Source organism: uncultured Murdochiella sp., assembly GCF_902488755.1.
Lineage (GTDB): Bacteria > Bacillota > Clostridia > Tissierellales > Peptoniphilaceae > Murdochiella.
Window position 1 is genome coordinate 42,779 of record NZ_CABTXF010000002.1, and the last position, 23,077, is coordinate 65,855.

General features: G+C 49.7%; 14 protein-coding genes. 12 read left to right on the plus strand and 2 right to left on the minus strand.

Features of this window, described 5'->3' with window-relative positions:
• Positions 1–31: 31 nt before the first annotated feature.
• The gene (locus tag RDL68_RS00500; RefSeq protein WP_308539705.1) at positions 32–2,260 is read left to right on the plus strand and encodes a ComEC/Rec2 family competence protein; all 2,229 of its coding nucleotides are present in this window, start codon (positions 32–34) and stop codon (positions 2,258–2,260) included.
• On the opposite strand, the gene rodA is transcribed toward RDL68_RS00500, so the two are convergent.
• Entirely contained in the window at positions 2,157–3,305 is a 1,149-nt protein-coding gene (gene rodA, locus RDL68_RS00505) for a rod shape-determining protein RodA (RefSeq protein WP_308539706.1), read from the minus strand. The two genes, RDL68_RS00500 and rodA, sit on opposite strands and share 104 nt — an antisense overlap.
• Before the next feature lie 198 nt (positions 3,306–3,503).
• Here rodA and nth point away from each other — a divergent pair, with 198 nt between their 5' ends.
• The 11 genes from nth (at position 3,504) to RDL68_RS00560 (ending at position 22,179) form a co-directional block, all read left to right on the plus strand.
• The gene (nth, locus tag RDL68_RS00510) at positions 3,504–4,145 is read left to right on the plus strand and encodes an endonuclease III (protein ID WP_308539718.1); all 642 of its coding nucleotides are present in this window, start codon (positions 3,504–3,506) and stop codon (positions 4,143–4,145) included.
• Entirely contained in the window at positions 4,133–5,533 is a 1,401-nt protein-coding gene (locus RDL68_RS00515; RefSeq protein WP_308539707.1) for an aminoacetone oxidase family FAD-binding enzyme, read from the plus strand. Before nth ends, RDL68_RS00515 begins: the two co-directional genes overlap by 13 nt.
• 78 nt (positions 5,534–5,611) lie before the next feature.
• Complete coding sequence (gene ileS / locus RDL68_RS00520; protein WP_308539708.1) at positions 5,612–8,734, plus strand: isoleucine--tRNA ligase; 3,123 nt, start codon at positions 5,612–5,614, stop codon at positions 8,732–8,734.
• 303 nt (positions 8,735–9,037) lie between these two features.
• A complete protein-coding gene (rpoB, locus tag RDL68_RS00525) occupies positions 9,038–12,814 on the plus strand; it encodes a DNA-directed RNA polymerase subunit beta (protein ID WP_308539709.1) in 3,777 nt (1,258 codons plus the stop codon).
• Positions 12,815–12,828: 14 nt separating this feature from the next.
• Positions 12,829–16,491 carry a DNA-directed RNA polymerase subunit beta' gene (gene rpoC / locus RDL68_RS00530; protein ID WP_308539710.1) on the plus strand — a complete coding sequence of 1,221 codons (3,663 nt, stop codon included), beginning with the start codon at positions 12,829–12,831 and terminating at the stop codon, positions 16,489–16,491.
• A gap of 278 nt (positions 16,492–16,769) precedes the next feature.
• Entirely contained in the window at positions 16,770–17,435 is a 666-nt protein-coding gene (locus RDL68_RS00535) for a hypothetical protein (RefSeq protein WP_308539711.1), read from the plus strand.
• A gap of 345 nt (positions 17,436–17,780) precedes the next feature.
• A complete protein-coding gene (locus RDL68_RS00540) occupies positions 17,781–18,812 on the plus strand; it encodes an ABC transporter substrate-binding protein (RefSeq protein WP_308539712.1) in 1,032 nt (343 codons plus the stop codon).
• 68 nt (positions 18,813–18,880) lie between these two features.
• A complete protein-coding gene (locus RDL68_RS00545) occupies positions 18,881–19,978 on the plus strand; it encodes an ABC transporter substrate-binding protein (RefSeq protein WP_308539713.1) in 1,098 nt (365 codons plus the stop codon).
• A gap of 80 nt (positions 19,979–20,058) precedes the next feature.
• Entirely contained in the window at positions 20,059–21,021 is a 963-nt protein-coding gene (locus RDL68_RS00550; protein ID WP_308539714.1) for an ABC transporter permease, read from the plus strand.
• Positions 21,014–21,808, plus strand: coding sequence for an ATP-binding cassette domain-containing protein (locus tag RDL68_RS00555; RefSeq protein ID WP_308539715.1), 795 nt, complete (start codon positions 21,014–21,016; stop codon positions 21,806–21,808). Before RDL68_RS00550 ends, RDL68_RS00555 begins: the two co-directional genes overlap by 8 nt.
• A gap of 116 nt (positions 21,809–21,924) precedes the next feature.
• Positions 21,925–22,179: a glutaredoxin domain-containing protein gene (locus RDL68_RS00560; protein WP_308539716.1), complete on the plus strand. Its 255-nt coding sequence runs from the start codon at positions 21,925–21,927 to the stop codon at positions 22,177–22,179.
• Positions 22,180–22,302: 123 nt separating this feature from the next.
• Here the strand turns inward: RDL68_RS00560 and RDL68_RS00565 are convergent, their stop codons facing one another.
• Entirely contained in the window at positions 22,303–22,884 is a 582-nt protein-coding gene (locus RDL68_RS00565) for a hypothetical protein (RefSeq protein WP_308539717.1), read from the minus strand.
• Positions 22,885–23,077: the final 193 nt, after the last annotated feature.

The following is a 23,077-nucleotide window of genomic DNA, read 5'->3' on the forward strand; positions in this document are numbered from 1 at the left end:
GAGACGAATCGGTTTGCAGAAAGGAGAAAGAGTGGAAATTGCGCTCATGGCATCGTTTATTGCCGGCGTTATTTTTGCGGAAGAGGGAGTGTTTGCGATAGGATGTGTTCTTGCTTTTCTGCTCTTTCGCAAGCAAAGAAAGTGGAGCATAGCATTCTTATTGGGAATACTTGTATTTTTTGTTTTTTCTTCCCACGATATGCCAAACACGCAAAAGACGTTCAGGGAAGGGGAAGCAGAGAAGTCCGATTCCATAGTTTCTGCGCTTTTTCGCGAGGAAGAGGGGGCAGAAAGAAAAGAAAGTAAGCAGGACTCTCCTATAAAAGGGTTGCGGAAAAAGGCGGAAGCGTTTTTTGATGCAAAAGGCGGTGCGTCTTTTGCGCTGCTTAAGCGCGTGCTTATGGGCGCAGACGTTCAGGGGTCGTTTTCTCTACAAGAGGATATGCGCACTCTCGGATTGGCGCATTTGCTTGCGGCAAGCGGCTTACACGTTCATCTGCTGTTTTCTTGGGGGATGGCGATTCTGGCCTTTTCTCCTCTTTCCCGACGACAAATTGCCGCGATTTTGCTCGTCGCATTGTTCGGCTATGCTGCGTTTTTGTCTTTTCCGGCATCTATTTTGCGCGCGTGGTTGTTTTTGTGCTTTCAAGAAGTGGCGATCGCGCAAAAACGCGAATTGCATCCGGCAAAAGCGTGGTTGTTCGCCTTGAGTGTTATTCTTCTTTTTCAACCCTACCGTGTGGGAGATCTTGGCTTGCGTCTGTCCTTTCTCTGTGCTGCCGCCGGTGCCTTTGTGCACGCTATCGAACAGCTTCGGGAGAGCGGAGGCGTGCTTCGGCGGTCTTTTCGGCGTTCCTTTTGGATTAGTCTTTTTACCTTGCCGGTATTAGCTGGTGCAGGTATTGCGCAAACGCCTTCCACATTACTTGCCAATTTGTTTGCCATACCTGCTTTTTCTGTCTTGTTCGCTTTGGGCATTCTCTCTCTTGTTAGTTCGCTTCTGCCTTTGTCTTTTCTTTCCGAGCTTTGTATTTTGTTCTATCGCTTGGGTTACGGCGTGTTTTCGCTGCTGCTCAAAGGGCTTACAGCAATTGCTCTGCCAGGATATACATTTTCGTTTTCCATGGAAGGACTTGCTCTCTACGTTCTGCTTGTTTTCTTGTTGCTTGCCGCACAACTGGGGTGGCTTACGCAATTCAAGATGCAAAGACAAAGAGAAGATGCGCATGGTTTCTTGTTTTGGCAGAAACGAAATCGACTGTGTCAAGTGCTATCTCTGTGGCTTGTTTTTACTGTGCTTCGACAAGTATTGCTTCTGCCTTTTCTTCCCCCTTCCTTGGAAGCATTGGATGTGGGACAAGGCGACTGTTTTCTCATCCGGTATGGAAAAGAGGCGGTGCTTGTGGATACCGGAGGCAAAAAGAATTATCGAACGGGAGAGAATATCCAGGCGGAGACGGTGGTTTCGATGCTGCGGGAACGAGGGATAAACCGATTGCAAGGCATTTTTATCTCGCATGATGATTATGACCACGACGGTAATTTGAGGGGCATACGGCAAAGGATGCCGGTGGAGGAAGTGATTACCGCACCGGCGGCGGATGAAAGAACGTATCCGGAAAAACGAATCGGCTCTTCCCATCGGCAGGTCAATACAGGGGAACGATGGCTACTGAAGAATAAGCGACTACCATGGGAAAAGCCACTTGTTTTCACCGTTCTTCAAGCGGGACAGTGGGACGCTAAGGATAAAAACAATCATGGTCTGGTGCTTTTTTTGGAATGGGGCGGAGGTGTACTGTTTATGGGAGATCAGGAGCAGGATGAGGCTGTGGCGCAGGCGCTGCCTTCTGGAATTGCTCTACTGAAAGTGGCACATCACGGATCGCGAAGAGGCACATCGGATGCCCTGCTTTCACGTATATGTCCGGAACAAGCCATCATTAGTTGTGGGAAGAAGAACCGCTACGGGCATCCCGCGCCATCCACCCTTAGACGTTTACAGAAACATGGGATTTTCTGGCATCGCACAGATCAGGAAGGAACAATACTGTATCGTGAGAATCTATTTCCATGGGGAAAACGGCTGGTCGCGCAAACAGAAAAACAGCAGCGCACGACGGCACTGCTGTGGGAAATGCTATGGAGTCTTCCGGTTATTGTCGCAATACAGGGGATACGGCAGGCGGATCCGCTCCAAAATCCAGCGGGAGTCGTTGGGAGGAGATGCAAAGCACGAGACCGATACAAATCATGTTGATGAGCTGGAATGTGCCGCCGTTGGAGAGAAAAGGAAGCGGAATGCCAGTCAGTGGCATTAGTCCGATGGTCATGCCGATGTTCTCAAAGATGTGAATAAAGAGCATGGCCGCTACGCCTACACAAAAGGAGGCGGAAAACATGTCCTTCGCTCTTTTGGCAATTCGCAGAATGCGCACCAAAACGATGGCATAGAGCAGAATGAGAAGAAGACCGCCGATGAAACCGAATTCTTCCGCCAAGACGGCAAAAATATAGTCCGTATCTCGTTCCGGGATAAAGCCGAATTGAGTTTGCGTTCCTTTTAGAAATCCCTTGCCGAACAATTGTCCGGAGCCGATGGCAATGAGCCCCTGATAGGTTTGATAGCCGCTGCCCATAATATCGCGCATGGGATTAAAAAAATTCAGGATGCGGTCTTGCTGCATGGGGGTGAGATGTTGATAGAACAGAGGTGTGGCAACGATGACCACGACGAGTGCGGCGAGGATATAGCCCCAGTGAATGTTCGCGTAGAAGATCATCAGGGCGAGAAAAAACACAAATACAGCAGCGGTTCCGAAATCCGGTTGTTTCAAAATGAGAAGAATCGGAACCCCCATAATGGCGGCGAGCAGCAAAATGGTCGTGATTTTATTCATGCGATGCTGATACCGTTCTAACAACATCGCCATGGCTAACATAATGGCGATTTTCGCAAATTCAGAAGGTTGAAAGGTGATAGGTCCGAGACGCAGCCACGAACGCGCGCCCCAGGCATCTTCTCCGATTCCAAAGAGCATGGTGGAGACAAGGAGAAAAATCGCTGCTCCATAAGCAGGAAATGCCAACTTTTTGAGGTAATCCGCATCCACAAATTGAAAAACGACAATGAACAGCAGTCCGATGGCGGTAGCGGCAAATTGCGATTTTAAGGCGTGCCATTGCCCTCCGCGTGAGGCGGTCGCGGAAAAAACGACAAAAAAACCACACAGACTTAATCCCAAAACAGCGAGCAATAACAGCCAATCGAACTGGGCGAACTCTTTTTTGCTGCGATTAAACATGTGTTTCCTTTCTTTTCTTTCCTTCTCAGCACAAACGGGAAGAAGCTATTGGCAGAATCTACGAAGAAATCTTTCCCGACGAAACAACCGGAAAGATGCGGACGGTTTTGTTTCTTGCGTGAACTTTATTATAATAGACTTCAACGATTTTCGGAAACAAATCCGGACAGGACAGAAAAGGAGATCGCCGTGAAACGAATGACCAAGAAGGAAGCGCGGGAAATCATCACCATGCTGCGGGAAGCGCATCCGAATGCCAAAGGGGAACTCGTGGCAGAGAATCCCTTTCAGCTTTTGATCGCCACCATGTTAAGCGCGCAGACGACGGATAAACAAGTCAATCGTGTAACCCCAGCGTTATTCAAAGCGTATCCTACTCCCGAAGCACTGGCGAAAGCAGAGCAGAGCGAGGTGGAAGAGTACATTCACTCCATTGGTTTTTTTCGAACCAAGGCAAAGAATATCATTCATACCGCAGCCCTGTTGGAAGAAGAATTCAACGGCGAAGTTCCCCAGGAGATTTCTCTTTTGGTGACGCTTCCCGGCGTGGGGCAGAAAACCGCTAATGTCGTTGCTTCCAATGCGTTCGGCGTGCCTGCCATTGCCGTCGATACCCACGTGTTTCGCGTATCCAACCGTTTAGGGCTTTCTGCTTCAAAGGATGTGTCCGCGTGCGAGGAAGACCTAAAGCGTCTTCTTGACCGCGACGTGTGGTCGGAAGCGCATCACCTGTTGATTTTTCAAGGGCGCTATGTTTGTAAAGCGCGCCGTCCGGAATGCGACCGTTGTAACCTTCGTGCGCATTGCCGTTATTATGAGGCTTCTTCATGCGTATCGTAGTCATTGGCGGCGGAGCGGCAGGAGTTTGTGCCGCTGGGCTATTAAGCCGTCCGGATCTACTTTCTGCTCTGCTTCATGAAGCGGATTCCCAAGAAATCACGGCTGGTGTGAAACGCCAAATGCCCATTTCGCCAAAAACGAAAACCGATGCGCTTTCGAACACCACTTCTATTGGAAATAATTCTCCCACGGAGATTTTGGTATTGGAAAAAGGCGATGCGCTCTTGCGCAAACTTCGCGCTACGGGGAACGGACGCTGCAATTTTACGAATGCGCACGTTTCGACGCAACATTATACGGGAGAAAGCGCAGAACGGACAGCGCCGGTTCTTGCACGCTTTGGCTTTCGTCAGGCGGTACGCTTTTTTTCGCTTTTAGGAATACCCTATACTACGTTGGAAAGTGGGATGACGTACCCGATGACACTGCGTGCCGATACGGTTGCCGACCGCCTGATGGAATGGATGAAGAGTGCGGGTGTTTCGGTGCGAACCGATTGTTCGGTGGAAAAGCTGAACCGACAGGATACATGTTTTGCTCTGACACTTTCTACCGGAGAGCGGATTACGGCGGATATCGTCCTTCTTGCCACCGGCGGAAGTTATGGAATTGGAAAAAAAGAGTGGTCAAATGGCTATACGCTGGCAAAAGAAGCGGGACATCGTCTGACGAGACTGCATCCCGGAATCGTTCCTCTTGCTGTTCGGGAAACGGTACGCACAGCAGCGCTTTCCGGCGTAAAGGTCAAAGCGCAGATTTCCGCACAGGAACAGTGTATTACGGATGATGTGCTTTTTACTGCGTACGGTCTTTCCGGAACGGGCATTTTGCGGATATCCAATCGCGTTTTGGATGCGCTAAACGACATGCGTCAAACGTCGCCGTCTCGTAAAGAGAAAGAAAAGGAAAATAAGGCTGTGTCGCTAACGGTCAATCTTCTTCCGGAGCGAAAAGAAGAAGAATGGCTTGGCTACCTTTCTGCATTGGCGGAGCGCTTTCCGAACATTGCATTAAAGACGTTATTTCGCGGAATTTTGCCGGCGCAGATTGTGGACGAGCTTCTTATCGAATGCCGGTTGTCTGGTGAAAGCATCTCCACTGTAGAAGAGGCAGCCCGTCTGCTTCATCGAGCTTGTCACTGGGACTTTTCTGTTATTGGAGCGCATAAGAACGACCATGGTCAAGTGACCTGTGGCGGAGTGGATACCGGGCAATGGAATAACCAAACGATGGAATCTACCCTTTGTCCGGGACTCTATCTGGTCGGCGAGGTACTCGACATTCAAGGGGAATGCGGAGGATATAACCTGCACTGGGCATGGGCAAGTGCCTTGGCGGCGGCAGAGGCGATAGAGAAAACCGCTCGTGAAAAAGTGGGTTGTGTATAATGAGAGAATACTACCGTCTGAAGTAAGGCATATGAATATGCGATTGGCTGATCGCGTTGTGGGGAGAAGGGAGAAGGCATGGCGTTTAAGAGCTTACCGGAAAATGTGCGTGAAGGAGAGATCGAACGCAGTAAAGTCTGGAAAGAAATGGATTTGCTGCATCGCTCTGTGGAAGAACGCGAGGGGAAGAAAAAATTTGTGTTCTTCGACGGTCCGCCGACGGCAAACGGTCGTCCGGGCATTCATCACGTCATTTCTCGAACATTGAAGGATATGACCAACCGCTATAAGACGATGGAAGGATATCAGGTTCGCCGAAAAGCGGGCTGGGATACCCATGGCTTGCCGGTGGAAATTGAAGTAGAGAAAGCTCTTGGTTTTCACCAGAAAAGCGAGATTGAAGCCTATGGCGTAGAAGCCTTTAATAAAAAATGCCGTGAATCCGTATTCCGCTATCGTGATCTTTGGACGGATATGTCCGAGCGCATGGCGTTTTTGGCGGATATGGAGCATCCCTACATTACGTTGGACAACGACTATATTGAGACGGTATGGCACCTGCTGCATAATTTTCATGAACGCGGCTTAGTCTATAAAGGCGCGAAAATTCTCCCGTATTGCCCGCGCTGTGGTACAGGTCTTGCTTCCCACGAAGTGGCACAGGGTTATCGCGAAGACGAAGTCACTACCGTATATGCGAAATTTCCGGTAAAAGGCAAAGAGAACGAGTATTTTCTTGCTTGGACAACGACACCGTGGACGCTGCCGTCCAATGTGGCGCTTACCGTGCATCCCGACGTAGAGTATGTGAAAGTGCGCCAGGGCGAGGAGATTTACTATCTTGCTAAAGAGCTGATGGATGGCGTGTTGAAAAAAGAATACGGGTCTGTGGAAGTGCTGGAAACCATGAAGGGCAAGGATCTCGAATACCGAGAATATGAACAGCTTTTGCCTTTTATCAATGTGACGGGAAAGGCCTTTTTCGTGACGCTTGCCGACTATGTCACCACCACCGACGGTACGGGAATCGTCCATACGGCTCCGGCATTTGGTGAAGACGATAACCGAACCGGAAGACGTTATGATTTGGCGTATGTCAATCCGGTCAATGAACAGGGAGCGTTCGCAGAAGGCCCGTATAAGGGAACCTTCGTTATGGATGCCGATCCGGAAGTGATTCAGTATCTGCGCGAACACAACCGGCTGTATGCGAAGCAGAAGATTACGCATAATTATCCGCATTGCTGGCGTTGCGGCACGCCGCTTATTTACTACTCTAAGCCGTCTTGGTACATCAATGTTACGCAGTTCAAAGAACAGATGGTGGAGGAAAACTGCAAGGTGGAATGGTATCCCGACTATGTCGGTGAGAAACGCTTTGGAAACTGGTTGGAAAATCTGAACGACTGGGCGCTTTCAAGGAGCCGCTACTGGGGTACGCCGCTAAACATCTGGGTGTGCGAAGATTGTGGACATCAGCATTCCATTGGTTCGCGCAAGCAGCTGGCGGAAGAAGCGCGGGAGGATATAGACGATAGCATCGAGCTGCACCGTCCATATGTCGATAACGTTACTTTGACGTGCCCGGAATGCGGAGGCATTATGCACCGTGAAGAGGACGTTATTGACGTTTGGTTTGATTCCGGTGCGATGCCCTTTGCACAGCGTCATTATCCGTTTGAACACAAGGATGATTTTGAGGCGGAATATTTTCCGGCGGATTTTATCAGCGAAGGCATTGATCAAACACGCGGTTGGTTTTACTCGCTGATGGCCATTTCTGTGCTTTATGCCGGACGTTCGCCCTATCGCCGTGTTTTGGTTAACGATCTGATTTTGGACAAAAACGGGCAGAAGATGTCCAAGTCCAAAGGCAATACGCTGGATCCTTTTGCCCTCTTTGATGAGTATGGTGCGGATGCGGTGCGTTTCTACTCCTTGTACGTATCGCCGCCGTGGTTGCCGACACGTTTTGACGTGACCGGATTAAAAGAGGTGCAGTCGAAATTTTTCCGCACCATTAAGAATGTCTACGCGATGTTTGCCCTCTATGCGAACACGAATGAATGGGATCCGCGCACATTCGATTGTCCGGTGGAAAAACGTCCCGAAATTGACCGCTGGCTGCTTTCTCGTTTCCATTCTTTAGTACGGCAGTATCATTGCGACATGGATCGTTTCGATTACAACCGCGTAGTTCATGCGATTTCTGACTTTGTTGTGGAGGATTTTTCCAACTGGTATATCCGTCGTAATCGCAATCGCTTCTGGTCTTCGGAAGAAACGCCGGAGAATCAGGCGGTATTCCGTACCACTTGGGAAGTGTTGTACGGTCTTTCCAAACTGATTGCTCCTGTTACGCCATTTTTGGCAGATGAGCTATATCAAGCGCTGACGCAGGGGGAAGAGATGGATTCGGTGCATCTCGAGTATCAGGTGCAGGCGGACGAAGGGGTCATCGATGAGGCTCTTGAGAAGAAAATGGATTTGGTGCGCCGTCTGGTGAATCTCGGACGTGCGGCGCGTGAAGACGCCGGCATAAAAGTGCGTCAGCCGCTTTCCGCCATTCGCGTGGATCGATCCTTAAAGAGCATTGTAGACAACTTAGACAAGCTGATTGCGGAAGAACTCAATGTTAAGGAAGTCATCTACTCCGATGATTTGGATCGTTTCATGCAAGTTTCGCTCAAGCCTAATTTTAAGGTTGCCGGTAAAGTACTGGGGGCAGATATGAAGGCGTTTGCCAAATATCTTGCGGAGACTGCCGCACGGAAGTTCTTGCAAAAGCTGCACAACGGAGCGATTACTCTGCCGTTAAACGGACACGATGTGACGGTTACGGAAGATCATGTTTTAGTCAACTACCAGGCGAAAGAAGGATTCGATGTAACCTCTGACCATGATACGTTCGTTGTATTGGAGACATCGCTGACGCCGGAACTGATTGACGAAGGCTATGTGCGCGAATTTATTTCCAAAGTGCAGCAGATGCGAAAAAATAACGGCTATGATGTGTCCGACCGCATTACCATTCGTTATTGCGCGAAAGAGGACGTGGCGAAGGTGCTGGAAAACGCGTCAGGACAAATTCAGAGCGAGACGCTATCCACCGTGTTCGACCGGGTGGACGAAGCCGAAGGGGAGACAGTGGATATCAATGGTCATGAAGTAACCATTGCGGTAAACAAACGGGAAGAATAATCGATTTTTCCGTTTCCTTGCTTTTCAAAAACAGGCAACGTATCTTTGTTAGAAGGTGCTTGCCTGTTTTTTTTGTTTTTCTTGAAACGGCAGAATTTCGATTCCACGCATCCGGGCGGTTCACTTGACAAAATGGTTCGATGCGTGTATCCTAAAAAAGAATTTTGAATTTTCGCTCGTTTTAACGAGTTTACCCCCGGCGTGTCTTGACAGGGGTTCTTTTGTTGTGCTAATATTTGAAGCTGTCTAATAGCAAAGTTTTTTCGTTCCGGTTTTTCGTTTTGCGGTAAAGAAGGGGTGTTTATGCATAATCATACTCAATTGTATGGTCGCACGGTGCGCCAGAGTTTTTCGCGCATTCCGCAGGTTTTGGACTTTCCGAATCTGCTGGCGATTCAAAAGAACAGTTTCGAATGGTTTATGAAAGAAGGCTTGCGCGAGGTTCTGGAAGATGTTTCTCCGATTCGTGATTATGCGGGCAAGCTGGTGCTGGATTTTGTTGATTATTATTTTGACGAAGAGCCGGAGTATTCTGTAGAAGAGTGCAAAGAGCGCGATGTCAACTATGCACGTAAACTGAAAGTGAAAGTTCGCCTAATTAAAATTGATGAGGGCGAAATCATGGATGTCAAGGAGCAGGAAGTCTTCTTGGGCGACATCCCTATGATGACCGACTCCGGAACATTTATCATCAACGGCGCGGAACGCGTCATTGTCTCGCAGTTGATTCGTTCGCCGGGCGTTTATTATGCTAAGGATTTTGATAAATCCGGCAACGTCATGGTGTCTTCCACGGTCATTCCGAATCGTGGCGCATGGTTGGAATATGACAATGATGCACACGGGGTCGTGAACATCCGTATAGACCGTACGCGCAAATTGCCAGCCACCACATTGATTCGTGCGCTTCTTTTTGAAACCGATGAAGAAATGCGTGAAGTGCTGGGAGACAGCGAAGCACTGCGCCTGACGCTGGAAAAAGAGGTTTCCCGCACGCGCGAAGACGCTTTGATTGAAATCTATCGCAAATTAAAACCGGGTGATTTAGCTTCGGTGGAATCTGCTGACCCGCTCATTCATAATTTATTTTTTGACCCCCGCCGGTACGACTTGGCGAAAGTGGGGCGTTATACGTTCAACAAGAAGCTCACCGTCGCGAATCGTATTGTTGGTCATGTTCTGGCGGCGGATGCCGTCAGTGAAGACGGAGAAATCATCGCTTCCAAAGGAGAGGCTATCGACGAAGAGCTGGCGCGCGCTATTGAGTACGCCGGCATCAACATTGTCGATATCTACGCCAATGCCGAGCAACAGGAGACGGCGCGTGTGGTGGGCAACCATTTTGTTAGCCACCGGGCGTTTGAAGAACAGCTGGAAGGCATTGATTTTCCGGCATTGGGCTTTAGCGAGAAACTGTACTGGCCTGCCATGCAGGAGGCACTTGCCGAGTTTGAAGCACAGCCGGAAGAATACGATACGGTGGAGAAAAAAGCGGCATATCTCAAAAAACAGCGTCAGGAAATTAGCCCGCGCCACATCACGACGGCGGACATTTTGGCAACCTTCAGCTATCAGCTCAATCTCTACAGCGGCGTAGGCAACGTGGATGACATTGACCATTTGGGCAATCGCCGCGTGCGTTGCGTTGGCGAACTGCTGCAAAATCAGTTCCGTATTGGTCTTTCGCGTATGGAACGCGTGGTGAAAGAGCGCATGACGACGGGAGATCCTGATTTGGCGACGCCGCAAAGCCTGTTGAATGTACGACCGGTCACGGCGGCTATCAAAGAGTTCTTCGGTTCGTCTCAGCTTTCTCAGTTCATGGATCAAACCAATCCGATGTCTGAACTGACCCATAAACGTCGTTTGTCGGCACTTGGACCGGGCGGTCTTTCTCGTGATCGCGCCGGCGCGGAAGTGCGCGACGTGCATGATTCGCATTACGGTCGTATCTGCCCGATTGAGACTCCGGAAGGTCCGAACATCGGTTTGATCACGTCCCTTACCACATATGGACGCATCAATGAATACGGCTTCATCGAAACGCCGTATCGCAAGGTGGAGCACGGAACCGGTCGGGTGACCGATGAAATTGTGTATCTCACGGCGGATCAGGAAGACCATTACATTAAGGCACAGGCGAACGAGCCGCTGGATGAGAACGGCTATTTTCTGAATGAGCGCGTTTCCGGTCGAGGAATCAATGCGGTGAACGATATTTATCACCGTGAAGTCGTGCAATTTATGGACGTTTCGCCGCAGCAGATTGTTTCCGTGGGAGCGGCGATGATTCCGTTCCTCGAAAACGACGATGCTACCCGTGCTTTGATGGGAACGAACATGCAGCGTCAGGCGGTGCCGCTGATTAAGACAGAAGCACCGATGATTGGTACGGGTATCGAACACAAGGCGGCATTGGACAGCGGTGTAGTGATTACCGCAAGCGAGTCCGGCGTGGTTACAAAAGTAGATGCGGACCATATTGTCATTCGTGGAGACGAGTCCGGCGAAGAGAAGAGCTATAAAGTCTTCAAATTCCGCCGCGCAAACCAAGGTACGTGTTTCAATCAACGCCCCATCGTCGATGAAGGGGATACGGTGGAAAAAGGCGAAATCATCGCGGATGGTCCTTCTACAGAAGAAGGCGAGATCGCTTTGGGCAAAAACATTTTGATCGCCTTCATGACCTGGGAAGGTTATAACTACGAAGACGCTATGCTCATCAATGAAGAGTTGGTGATTAATGATACGCTGACCTCGGTACACATTGAAGAACACAGTTGTGAGGCACGTGAGACCAAGCTCGGTCCCGAAGACATTACGCGCGACATCCCCAATATCGGCGAAGATATGCGTCGCAATTTGGACGAAGACGGCATTATTCGCATCGGCGCAGAGGTCGTAGCCGGAGATATTTTAGTCGGCAAAGTCACGCCGAAGGGAGAAACGGAGCTGTCGCCGGAAGAGCGTCTGCTGCGCGCCATCTTCGGAGAGAAGGCGCGTGAGGTACGCGATGCTTCGCTGAAAGTGCCGCATGGCGAGTCGGGTATTGTTGTAGACGTTAAGAAGTATTCCCGCGCCAATGGCGATGATCTGGCGCCGGGGCTCAACGAGGTCGTTCGCGTCTACATTGCCACGAAACGTAAAATTATGGTCGGCGATAAGATGTGCGGTCGTCACGGCAATAAGGGTGTGGTTTCTCGTATTTTGCCGGTAGAAGATATGCCGTTCCTGCCGGATGGTACGCCGATTCAGATTTGTTTGAATCCGCTAGGTATTCCTTCGCGTATGAACCTTGGACAGGTGTTGGAAGTCCACCTCGGTCTGGCTTCGAAAAAGCTGGGTTGGAAAGTTGCGACGCCGGTTTTCGACGGAGCATCCGATAAAGATATTGAAGAGGCATTGACCAAAGCGGGATATCCTATCAACGGTAAGCTCCAGCTTCGTGACGGGCGTACCGGCGAACCGTTTAACAATCCGGTGACGGTTGGCTACATGTATATTCTTAAACTGCATCACATGGTGGAAGAAAAGATTCACGCGCGTTCAACCGGCCCGTACTCGCTGGTTACCCAGCAGCCACTCGGTGGCAAAGCACAGTTCGGCGGACAGCGTTTCGGTGAGATGGAAGTATGGGCGTTGGAAGCGTATGGCGCATCGCACACCCTGCAGGAGATGCTGACAGTGAAATCGGATGATGTGACCGGACGTGTGCGCACGTATGAAGCCATTGTCAAAGGGGAAAATATCCCGACGCCGGGTATTCCGGAGAGCTTCAAGGTACTGATTAAGGAACTGCAGTCGCTCGCACTGGATATCAAACTGCTGGATGAAGAAGGGGAAGAAGTAACCCTGGTCAACGACATTAATGACGTGACCCGTTTCTCGCAGATTGACGATTTGGACGAACGCCAGAACGAAGAAACGCCGCGTTCCTTCCTGCACCGCGCGGGAGAGAATGACATGCTCGGTTCCGATGATGAGGAATACGAGTTGGATGAAGAGGATGTCGAGGACGATGAGGATGCGTTCAATGCGCTCGGCTTTTCGATTCATGATGCGGATGACGATGAGGAATAGAGGAGGCTATCCACATGAGACAAACCAATGCATTTGATGCCATTAAAATTCAGATTGCCTCGCCTGAGAAAATTCGTTCCTGGTCGCATGGTGAGGTCAAAAAACCGGAAACGATTAACTATCGTACCTTGAAGCCCGAAAAAGATGGCTTATTCTGTGAGAAGATTTTTGGTCCGACAAAGGATTGGGAATGTAACTGCGGAAAGTATAAGCGCATCCGTTTTAAGGGCGTTATCTGTGAAAAATGCGGTGTTGAGGTGACCAAGTCCAAAGTACGCCGTGAGCGAATGGGGCACATTGAGCTGGCGACGCCGGTTTCGCATATTTGGTATTTCAAGGGCATTCCTTCCCGCATGGGGTTGCTTTTGGACATGAGTCCGAAAGCGTTGGAATTGGTGCTGTATTTTGCCAACTATGTGGTTTTAGATCCGGGCGAAGCAGAAGGCGATCTGTATAAAAAGCAACTGCTTAGTGAGGACGAATATAACCGCTACTACGAACAATACGGTGACGGCTTTGTTGCCAAGATGGGCGCGGAGGCCGTGCAGCAGCTGCTTAGCGAAGTGGATCTCGAAGAAGAACAGCGTCTGTTGACGAAGGAACTGGAGGAGGCTACGGGACAGAAACGTGTGCGTTCTTTGCGCCGTCTGGAAGTGGTGGAAGCCTTTCTTCGCTCCGGAAATCGTCCGGAGTGGATGTGCCTGACGGTACTGCCGGTTATGCCGCCCGATTTGCGCCCGATGGTGCAGCTCGAAGGCGGACGTTTTGCCACCTCCGATCTGAATGACCTTTATCGTCGTGTGATTAACCGCAACAACCGCTTAAAGCGTTTATTGGACATTGGGGCGCCAAGCATTATTGTGCGCAATGAAAAACGTATGCTGCAAGAGGCGGTGGACGCATTAATTGACAACGGGCGTCGTGGAAAAGCCGTAACGGGTGCTTCCAATCGTCCGTTAAAGAGTCTTTCCGACTTATTGAAAGGGAAAACCGGACGCTTCCGTCAGAATCTTCTCGGTAAGCGCGTGGATTATTCCGGCCGTTCGGTTATCGTCGTCGGTCCGAATTTGAAATTCTATCAGTGCGGCGTGCCGAAAGACATGGCGTTAGAGCTATTCAAGCCATTTGTTATGCGTGAACTGGTAGCGCAGGAGCTGGCGCACAATATTAAAAACGCCAAAAAGATGGTGGAACGCAAAGACGAGAATGTCTGGGGTCCGTTGGAAAAAGTCATTAAAGACCATCCGGTGCTCTTAAACCGCGCACCGACTTTGCACCGTCTCGGTATTCAGGCGTTTGAGCCGGTGCTGGTGGAAGGAAAAGCGATTAAGCTGCATCCGCTCGCGTGTACGGCATACAATGCCGACTTTGACGGGGACCAAATGGCGATTCACGTTCCGCTCTCCTCCGAAGCGCAGACGGAAGCACGCTTGCTCATGATGTCCACGAACAATATTCTGGCGCCTAAAGACGGCAAGCCGATTACGACCCCGACGCAGGATATGGTTTTAGGTTCCTACTATTTGACGGCAGAACCGAGCCAAAAAGAGCCGGTCGCCTACTATGAAGATCTGGATGAGATGAATAAGGCGCTTGCCAACCATTACATCACCCTGCATTCGCCAGTGGCGGTAAAGCATCGTTTGAATGCCGAAGATCACGGAAAAGCCGTGGTTTCCACCGTTGGTCGCTTTATCTTCAACGAAGGCATTCCGCAGGATTTGGGATACGTCAACCGTAAGGAAGATCCCTATGGTCTGGAAGTGGACGTGTTGGTCGATAAAAAGAAGTTAACGGATATTTTGGATCGTTGCTATCGCAAACATGGAAACATTCGCACTTCCCGCCTTCTGGACTACATCAAATCGACGGGCTATCGCTATTCCACGATCGGCGCGTTAACGGTTTCGATGAATGACGTGCATATTCCGGAGGAGAAGAAGGATATTCTCGACCAAGCGGTAAAGGATGTTGAAAGTTACGATCGCATGGCGCGTCGCGGCTTGATTTCGGAAAATGAACGCTATGAATTTGTCATCAATACTTGGACGAAGGCGACGGATGATGTAGAAAAAGCCATCACCAAGACGCTGGATCCGCACAATTCCATCGCTATCATGGCGAACTCCGGTGCGCGTGGTTCTATGAAGCAGATTCGTCAGCTGGCGGGTATGCGTGGCTTGATGCAGACGGCAACGGGAAAGACCATTGAGATTCCGGTTCGTGCGAATTTCCGTGAAGGGCTGTCGGTACAGGAATTCTTTATCTCCACGCATGGTTCACGTAAAGGCTTGTCGGATACGGCTCTTCGTACGGCGGACTCCGGATATCTGACCCGTCGTCTCGTCGATGTGTCGCAGGATGTCATCGTTACGGAGGACGATTGCGGAACCGATCGTTTCATTACCGTTTCGGATATTCGGGAAGGCAATGAAATGATTGAGTCGCTCAAGAGCCGCATTATTGGGCGCACAAGTTTTGAGGACATTTTGCATCCGACAACCGGAGAACTGTTGGTGCGTCACAATGAAATGGTGACGGAATCTATGGCCGATGCTCTTGTGGATGCGGGCATCCATGAAGTTAAGGTGCGTTCGGTTTTGCAATGCGATGCGCTGCATGGTGTTTGCGCAAAATGTTACGGCAGAAACCTTGCCACCGGCAAGACGGTCGATATCGGCGAAGCGGTCGGTATCATCGCTGCGCAGTCTATTGGTGAACCGGGTACACAGTTGACCATGCGTACCTTCCATTCGGGCGGTGTTGCTGGAACGGGAATTACCCAAGGTCTTCCGCGTGTTGAAGAGCTTTTTGAAGCGCGTAAGCCAAAGGGACTTGCCACCATCACCAAAAACGGCGGTACGGTTTCGATTCAGGACAATAAGAAGCGTCAGGATGTCGTAGTAACGTCCGAAGACGGACATCAGGAAACCTATGCGATTCCGTTCGGTACGACCATTGTGGTGCATGACGGCGATGTCATTGCTAAGGGGGATCGTTTGACGGAAGGTTCCCTCAATCCGCACGATATTCTGGAGATTCTCGGTGTAAAGGCGGTACAGGATTACATCACCCGTGAAGTGCAGAAGGTGTACCGTATTCAGGGTGTTGACATTGATGACCGTCACATTGAGATCATTATCAAGCAGATGCTGCAGCGTGTACGCATCACCGAATCCGGCGATTCGCATTTCCTTCCGGGGCAAATGGTCAACCAGCGCCTTGTGGCAGTGGAAAATAAGAAGCTGGAAGAGCAGGGCAAAACGCCGGCATCCTTTGATTATGAAATCTTGGGTATTACAAAAGCCTCCATCGCTTCGGATTCGTTCCTCAGCGCCGCTTCCTTCCAAGAGACGACGCGCGTGCTTACGGATGCGTCCATCAAGGGAAAAGTCGATGACTTGCGCGGCTTAAAAGAAAACATCATTATCGGGCAGCTTATTCCGGCAGGTACCGGGATGAAATCCTATCGCCAGAGTGGGATCACCTATGATGGCATGGAAGAGGATATTGAACGCATCGCCGGACTGAAAGCGCGTAAAAATGAGCTTCTAACGGACGATGAGCCACTATCCATTGATGATGAGGAAGAGGATGCACCGGTAGCCGGTGAGCGAAATGAAGTCGAAGACGATGCGGCGGCCTCGGCGAAAGAAACGGTGACCGACGAAGCATAATCACACGGGGCATCGCACAGTCCAAACACACAGAAGAGAGGAGACGGAAACGTCTCTTCTTTTTTTTATTCTTTCGTGCGCATCAGAATGGTCAATTTTGCCAGAAAATTGGCAATTTGGAGCAGGCTATTTATTCGCTCAACGATAAAAGGAAAACGATTGACAGCAAAAAAAATAGTGTTATAGTTGAGATAAGGGATGCTTTTTACTTTGCATTTGTACGGGCAAAGAATGTAGAGTCTCCGAATGCAGAACAGTAAAGTGAGGAGATGAAAATTATGACGAAGAATAAAAGCTATTTCATCTTGTTCAGTATTGTCCTGGTCGTATGCGCCTTTGCGGCAGGCTATTTTTGGAGAGGGCAGAGTGCACCGAAGGAGGCGACGACGCCGTCAGAAAGTGTTGAAGAATCCAAAGCGGTAGAGAATACGACATCGGAAGATACGATAAAAGAGGAGAAGGTAACGCTGCCGGCGCGCTCCGTATTGTCAGGCGTGGACTTGATAGAAGTGCGCTACAACAAAGAGAAGAACACTCTTGTGGCAAAGTTGGAAACACATGTGTTTTCCGGTATGGATCAGTTGATGGCAGAGGGCAAGATCAACAGTATGTATGCGACGATGGTCAGTGCACAAATCAAAAAGCGCGACCAGCATGAGGCGTATCCCTTAACGACGGAGAGTGAGAATTTTCAGATGAATATGGCGCTAGGAAAGCCGTTTGAGATCACTTTTGTCAATCCCCATAAAGACTTTCCGATGGACGAGTTGTACGAGTTTGATCTTACCTTTGATTTTGCGCCGACAGTAGAAAAACCGATGCCGGATAGATACTCGTACGTGATTAGTCTCTTAAATACGACGGGGGAGGAGCGCTTCATCGAGGAGAGTCTACGGACAAAAGAAGATCAGTCGCATCAAGATAACAGCAGTCAGGATAAATAAGTCGTTAAGATGGTCGTCAAAACGGGAGAAATTGCGAGAGATGGTCTTGCATTTTCTTCCGTTTTCCGCTATGGTTATAAAAACGAATGGAGAGGGAGCAGGATGCAAAAATCGATGGACAATCGAAACTTGATGGGCAATGCACAACAGGCTCTTTCTGCCAAAAATACGCTCTCTGTTTTCGCGTCGGACTTTACCTACTTTTACTTTACCTATTTTTGTGTGCGGTAACGTCCGAGGAAGAGTGGTCGACAAAAGCGGCTCGGTCTTCGGACGAGCCGCTTTTTTGGTTCGTCTGTGCCGGAAATGTGCCAAGGTGGTGTAAGGAAACGGAAAGGAAAGAAAATGAAAAAGCGATTTTGGATGTTCGGCTTTCTATTGGCGATAGCACTCGTTTTTAGTGCGTGCGCCAAGACAAACGACACACCGGCAACCTCTGCGGATGGCGGAATGCAAAGCGATACGCAGGCTAACGCAAAAGAGGGAAAATCCTATCACATCGGGATTGTCCAGCTGACACAACATCCGGCATTGGACAGCGCTACGCGCGGTTTTCAGGATGCGCTTAAGGAAGAATTTGGCGATGCGGTCACCTTTGACGTTAAAAATGCCTCCGGCGAAGTCGCGAATGTCACGACGATCGTCAATGGATTTGTGGCAGCGAATCCCGATTTAATTTTGGCAAATGCCACAGCACCCTTGCAAGCTGCAGCCTCGGCGACATCGACCATTCCCATTTTGGGAACGTCGGTTACGGACTATGCTACGGCGTTGGAACTGAAGGACTTCAACGGAACCATCGGAACAAACGTGTCCGGTACATCCGACTTAGCGCCACTGGATGAACAGGCGGAGGTGTTGCATGAATGGTTTCCCAACGCAAAAACGGTAGGCATTATTTACTCCACTTCTGAAGCGAACAGTGTTTTCCAGGTGCAGGAAATGACCAAAAGGCTGGTTGCCATGGGATATACCGTGAAGCCTTTCTCTTTTACCGATTCCAACGATTTGCCGGCAGTCGTTACCCAAGCGGTTGCCGAGAGCGATGTGCTTTACGAGCCGACCGACAATGTCGCCAGTTCCAATGCGGAGGCGATTGCCAATATTGTTTTACCGGCGAAATGTCCGGTGATTACCGGGGAAGCCGAGCCGGCAAGAGTTTTTGGCATAGCGACGGTATCCATCGATTATGAGGAGCTGGGACGAGCGACCGGAAAAATGGCTGCCGCCATTCTACGGGGCGAGAAACAAATACAGGATATGCCTATTGAATACGCTCCCTCGGCAAAAAAGATGGTCAATCGCCAAAATGCCGAAGCCCTCGGACTGTCGATTCCGGAAGGCTACGAAGAACTGTCGACATCAAAAGAACAATAAATCGGCAAGTTACCGTGTAGACAAGCACGGGAGATTTCTTGACGGATATGTAGGATAAGGAGAACATGATGAACTATTCCATTTCAGATGATTATTCCGCAACATCGCGGCGATCCACTTGGGCAAAAGTACTTTGGCTGATGGCGTTGTTATTCGTCTTTACTGCGTGTGGGGCAAAGGATGCGCCGGCGTCTTCCTCGGCGACGGAGGCCTCTTCGGGAGAAAACGAAAGTGGGAACGATGCTACGACGGTTTCCGTAAATACGCAAGGTCCCTGGAAAGTGGGCATTGCACAGCTTGCGCAGCATCCTTCTTTGGATAAAGCGACGCAGGGGTTTGAGGATGCTCTCAAAAAAGAATTGGGCGATAAAGTGTCCTTTGATGTACAGAATGCGTCCGGAGAAACCGCCATGGTTTCCACCATCATCAACGGCTTTGTCGCGCAAAATGTTGACCTCATTCTGGCAAATGCCACGGCACCGCTGCAATCGGCGGCAGCCGCAACGGCAACCATTCCGGTGCTTGGCACTTCGGTGACCGATTATGCTTCTGCCCTGGAGCTTACTAACTTTGAGGGAACAGTAGGAACGAATGTCTCCGGAACGACGGATCTTGCGCCGTTTGCGCAGCAAGTCGATATTTTTCAAGATTTATTTCCCGGAAAGCATAGCGTAGGGATCTTGTATTCTTCCTCCGAAGCGAACAGCGTGTTCCAAGTGAAGAATATGACGGAATTGCTTGTCCAAGCCGGATATGATGTTAAGGATTATTCGTTTACCGACTCCAATGACCTTCAAGCGGTAGTACAGAAAGCGGTCGCCGAAGCGGACATTCTGTATATGCCAACGGATAATGTTGCGGCTTCGAATGCCGAAGCCATTGCAAATATTGTTTTACCGGCAAAGAAGCCTATGATCGCAGCAGAAGAACAATCCGCCAAGGTTCTCGGTGTAGCGTCCATTGCGGTCGATTATTACAAGCTGGGCGAGCTGACCGGACAGATGGCAGCAAAGGTGCTGCGTGGAGAAGAGTCCATTTCACAGATGCCCATCGCTTCCGCGAAAGAAATCAAAAAGAAGATTAACGAGAAGAACGCAAAAGCGCTGGGTGTGAAGATTCCGCAAGATTACGACGTCATAGAAGGAACGGCGGATTCTTCTAAATAACAAGCGGAAATGGTGTTGATGCTGCCGTCGGTTGCGCGATTTTGCACAGCTGATGCGCAGGAGAACAAGGAAAGGGGAACATGTTGTCCGTACTTCTTAATGCCCTGCCCGGCACGATTAGTCAAGGGCTTATCTGGGCGATTCTCGCCATCGGGGTCTATTTAACATTTCGCGTTCTGGATATTCCGGACATGACCGTGGATGGTTCTTTTGCTACCGGAGGAGCGGCGATGGTCATGCTCATGCGCAACGGCTTGTCGCCGTGGTTGGCGCTGGCACTGGCGTTTCTGGTTGGCTATCTTGCCGGCACTATCACTGGGCTTCTGCATACGCGCTGTGGGATACCAGCCATCTTAGCCGGCATTCTTTCACAGCTTGCCCTCTACTCTGTCAACCTACGCATCATGGGTGGAAAAGCCAACCAGCCGCTTGGCGTGGACAAATACGATCTCATTGTCTCACAACGCTATGTGCGCGACTTATCGCTGCAAAATCCGCTCTTTTTAACAGCCTTTTTCGTTTTGGTCGTCGTTGTTGTTTTATATTATTTCTTCGGCACAGAACGGGGAAGCGCCATTCGCGCTACTGGCTCAAATCCCATCATGGCGCGCGCACAGGGAATTGATACCAAGCGCAACATTATTCTGGGACTTGCTCTTTCTAATGGTTTGGTTGCCGTTTCTGGCGCGCTTCTTGCGCAATACCAAGGAGCTTCAGATATTAACATGGGACGCGGTGCCATCGTCATTGGCTTGGCAGCCCTCATCATCGGGGAAGTGCTTTTCGGACGCGTTTTTGTGAACTTTGCTCTGAAAATGTTGGCTGTTGCCATCGGTTCTATTACGTATTACCTGATTTTGCAGATTGTTCTTCTTTTCGGGTTGAACACCAATGACCTGAAGATGATTTCCGCAGCTATCGTGGCTATTTTCCTGGCGGTTCCCTACTGGAGAAGGCAGATGCAGTTGTTCCGACCGCAACCGGCGACGGTCATCAATTCGCAGACTTCTGCGACAACGGAGAAGGGAGAACGTGATGCTTGATATTCAACAGGTCTACAAAACCTTTCATGCCGGAACGGTGAACGCTAAGAGCGCTCTAAACGGCATTTCTGTCACGTTAAACGACGGTGATTTCGTCACCGTAATCGGCGGAAATGGTGCGGGAAAATCGACCTTGCTTAATTCTATTGCGGGTTCCTTTCCGATTGATTCCGGACGTATTCTTCTGGATGGGATAGATATTACGCGCCTTCCGGAAAACAAGCGTGCCGGCTTTCTTGGACGCGTATTTCAAGACCCCATGGTGGGAACTGCCCCCGGTATGCAAATTGCGGAGAACCTCGCTATCGCCGCGCGTCGCGGAAAACGTCGCACGCTGCGATGGGGTGTTGCCAAGGGAGAGCGCGAACGCTATTACACGCTGCTCAAAGAGATTGGTCTTGGTCTTGAAGACCGCATGGAAACGAAGGTGGCTTTGTTATCCGGAGGACAGCGTCAGGCGCTTACCCTTCTGATGGCTACGCTTCAAAAGCCGAAGCTGCTTCTTCTGGATGAGCATACGGCGGCGTTGGATCCCAATACGGCAGCAACCGTCCTGAGCATTACGGATCGCATCGTGCGTCGTGACCATTTGACGACGATCATGATTACGCATAACATGCGTGATGCGTTGCGCATGGGCAATCGCCTTCTTATGTTAGATCGCGGGCGTATCATTTTTGATGTAGGCGCAGAAGAAAAGGCGCGATTGACGGTAGATGATCTGCTTGAAAAATTCCGTCAAGTTTCGGCTACCGGCGCAGAAAGCGACACGCTTTTGTTGTCGTAAAGTGGTGGGCTATCCTATGTAGCGGGGATAATCTTAAGTAGTGGATTATTCCAAGTGGTGAATGAAGGACATACAGTCTTTGGAACAGCAAGGTTGTGGAGAACGAGAGGTGTAGCATGAAAATGTATTTTTCAAGGATGTGTGAGGACTGCCGACACGCGGAAACGCTTCTTGCAGAACGACGGGTTTCTTATGATGCCGTGGATATTACTGCAAACACGGCAAACCTGAAAGAATTTCTGCACCTTCGGGACGATCGAGAAGAATTTACGTCCGTTAAAGACGAGGGGAAGATCGGAATCCCCTGTTTTCTTTTCGCTGATGGCACTATTCTTTTTGATGTCGAAGAAGTGGCTTCCTCTTGCGAGTAGGCGAAGCAGGATTCTTGATTTTTTCTCCTTGCCAATAGAATGGCGAATAGAAAAATGGATTGTCTTCTTAGCAGGAGACAATCCGTTTTTTTAGGTTATGCACTATGACAATGGTTTTGCAAGTTACTGCGCATCATCCCTATCCTCGTTATCCATATCCACCTTCGAAACCTGTCCGAAGTATTGCGATAGCACCACTTTTCCGGTTTTTAATTCGTACGCACCGATGGTATATAGGGCGACGATGACGCATTGCACCAGGGTAAACAAGGCTAATTTTTTTAGCAGAAACAGAATAAATAGAACGAGCATGATGATACCGAAGGTATACAGTCGTCCGCCCATTTGCGGATTATCCGCATTCTTCCTTCCGATGAATCCGGCATAGAAAAACGGAAGATGGATGAGAATCGCGAGCAAGTTAACCAAAAAGAGGGAAGCCCCCAGTGTGCCCAAAAAATAGCCGCTCAGATCGTAACTGCGAGTGAGCCCTGCAGCCAGCAGACCGCCAACTATGGAGACGAAGAAGGGCATAATGAGTGAAATAGCTGATGTAATAATAAGCGCAGTGGATGAATAATACAGAATGTTGTTGCGTGTCGTTTTCATCGTTATTTTCTCCTGATTCGTAATAGAAAGCAATTGTCGAGCACCGGTCATAGTCGATACGTTTGCATTATCAGAGGATAGGCGTGCGAAGCCCAATCATCCTCTTTTGCAACTGTGTTTATTGTACTCCTTTGGGAACGGTGCAGCAATTGCCCCATGCGTATGGGAAGCATGGAATACTACAAATGAAGGAACATATAAACCAATCTATGAATATGCATGGACCGTCTATTTGAAGAAAAGAAGGCCAGCGGCAAACGGATATCAAACCCCTTACGAGATTCATTAC

What these genes read in the sequence shown, in the direction of transcription:
- rodA (WP_308539706.1), bottom strand. Translation starts at nt 3,305, where the DNA reads ATGTTTAATCGCAGCAAAAAAGAGTTCGCCCAGTTCGATTGGCTGTTA.
- rpoB (WP_308539709.1), top strand. Translation starts at nt 9,038, where the DNA reads ATGCATAATCATACTCAATTGTATGGTCGCACGGTGCGCCAGAGTTTT.
- RDL68_RS00545 (WP_308539713.1), top strand. Translation starts at nt 18,881, where the DNA reads ATGAACTATTCCATTTCAGATGATTATTCCGCAACATCGCGGCGATCC.
- RDL68_RS00555 (WP_308539715.1), top strand. Translation starts at nt 21,014, where the DNA reads ATGCTTGATATTCAACAGGTCTACAAAACCTTTCATGCCGGAACGGTG.
- rpoC (WP_308539710.1), top strand. Translation starts at nt 12,829, where the DNA reads ATGAGACAAACCAATGCATTTGATGCCATTAAAATTCAGATTGCCTCG.
- RDL68_RS00560 (WP_308539716.1), top strand. Translation starts at nt 21,925, where the DNA reads ATGAAAATGTATTTTTCAAGGATGTGTGAGGACTGCCGACACGCGGAA.
- nth (WP_308539718.1), top strand. Translation starts at nt 3,504, where the DNA reads ATGACCAAGAAGGAAGCGCGGGAAATCATCACCATGCTGCGGGAAGCG.
- ileS (WP_308539708.1), top strand. Translation starts at nt 5,612, where the DNA reads ATGGCGTTTAAGAGCTTACCGGAAAATGTGCGTGAAGGAGAGATCGAA.
- RDL68_RS00515 (WP_308539707.1), top strand. Translation starts at nt 4,133, where the DNA reads ATGCGTATCGTAGTCATTGGCGGCGGAGCGGCAGGAGTTTGTGCCGCT.
- RDL68_RS00535 (WP_308539711.1), top strand. Translation starts at nt 16,770, where the DNA reads ATGACGAAGAATAAAAGCTATTTCATCTTGTTCAGTATTGTCCTGGTC.
- RDL68_RS00540 (WP_308539712.1), top strand. Translation starts at nt 17,781, where the DNA reads ATGAAAAAGCGATTTTGGATGTTCGGCTTTCTATTGGCGATAGCACTC.
- RDL68_RS00550 (WP_308539714.1), top strand. Translation starts at nt 20,059, where the DNA reads ATGTTGTCCGTACTTCTTAATGCCCTGCCCGGCACGATTAGTCAAGGG.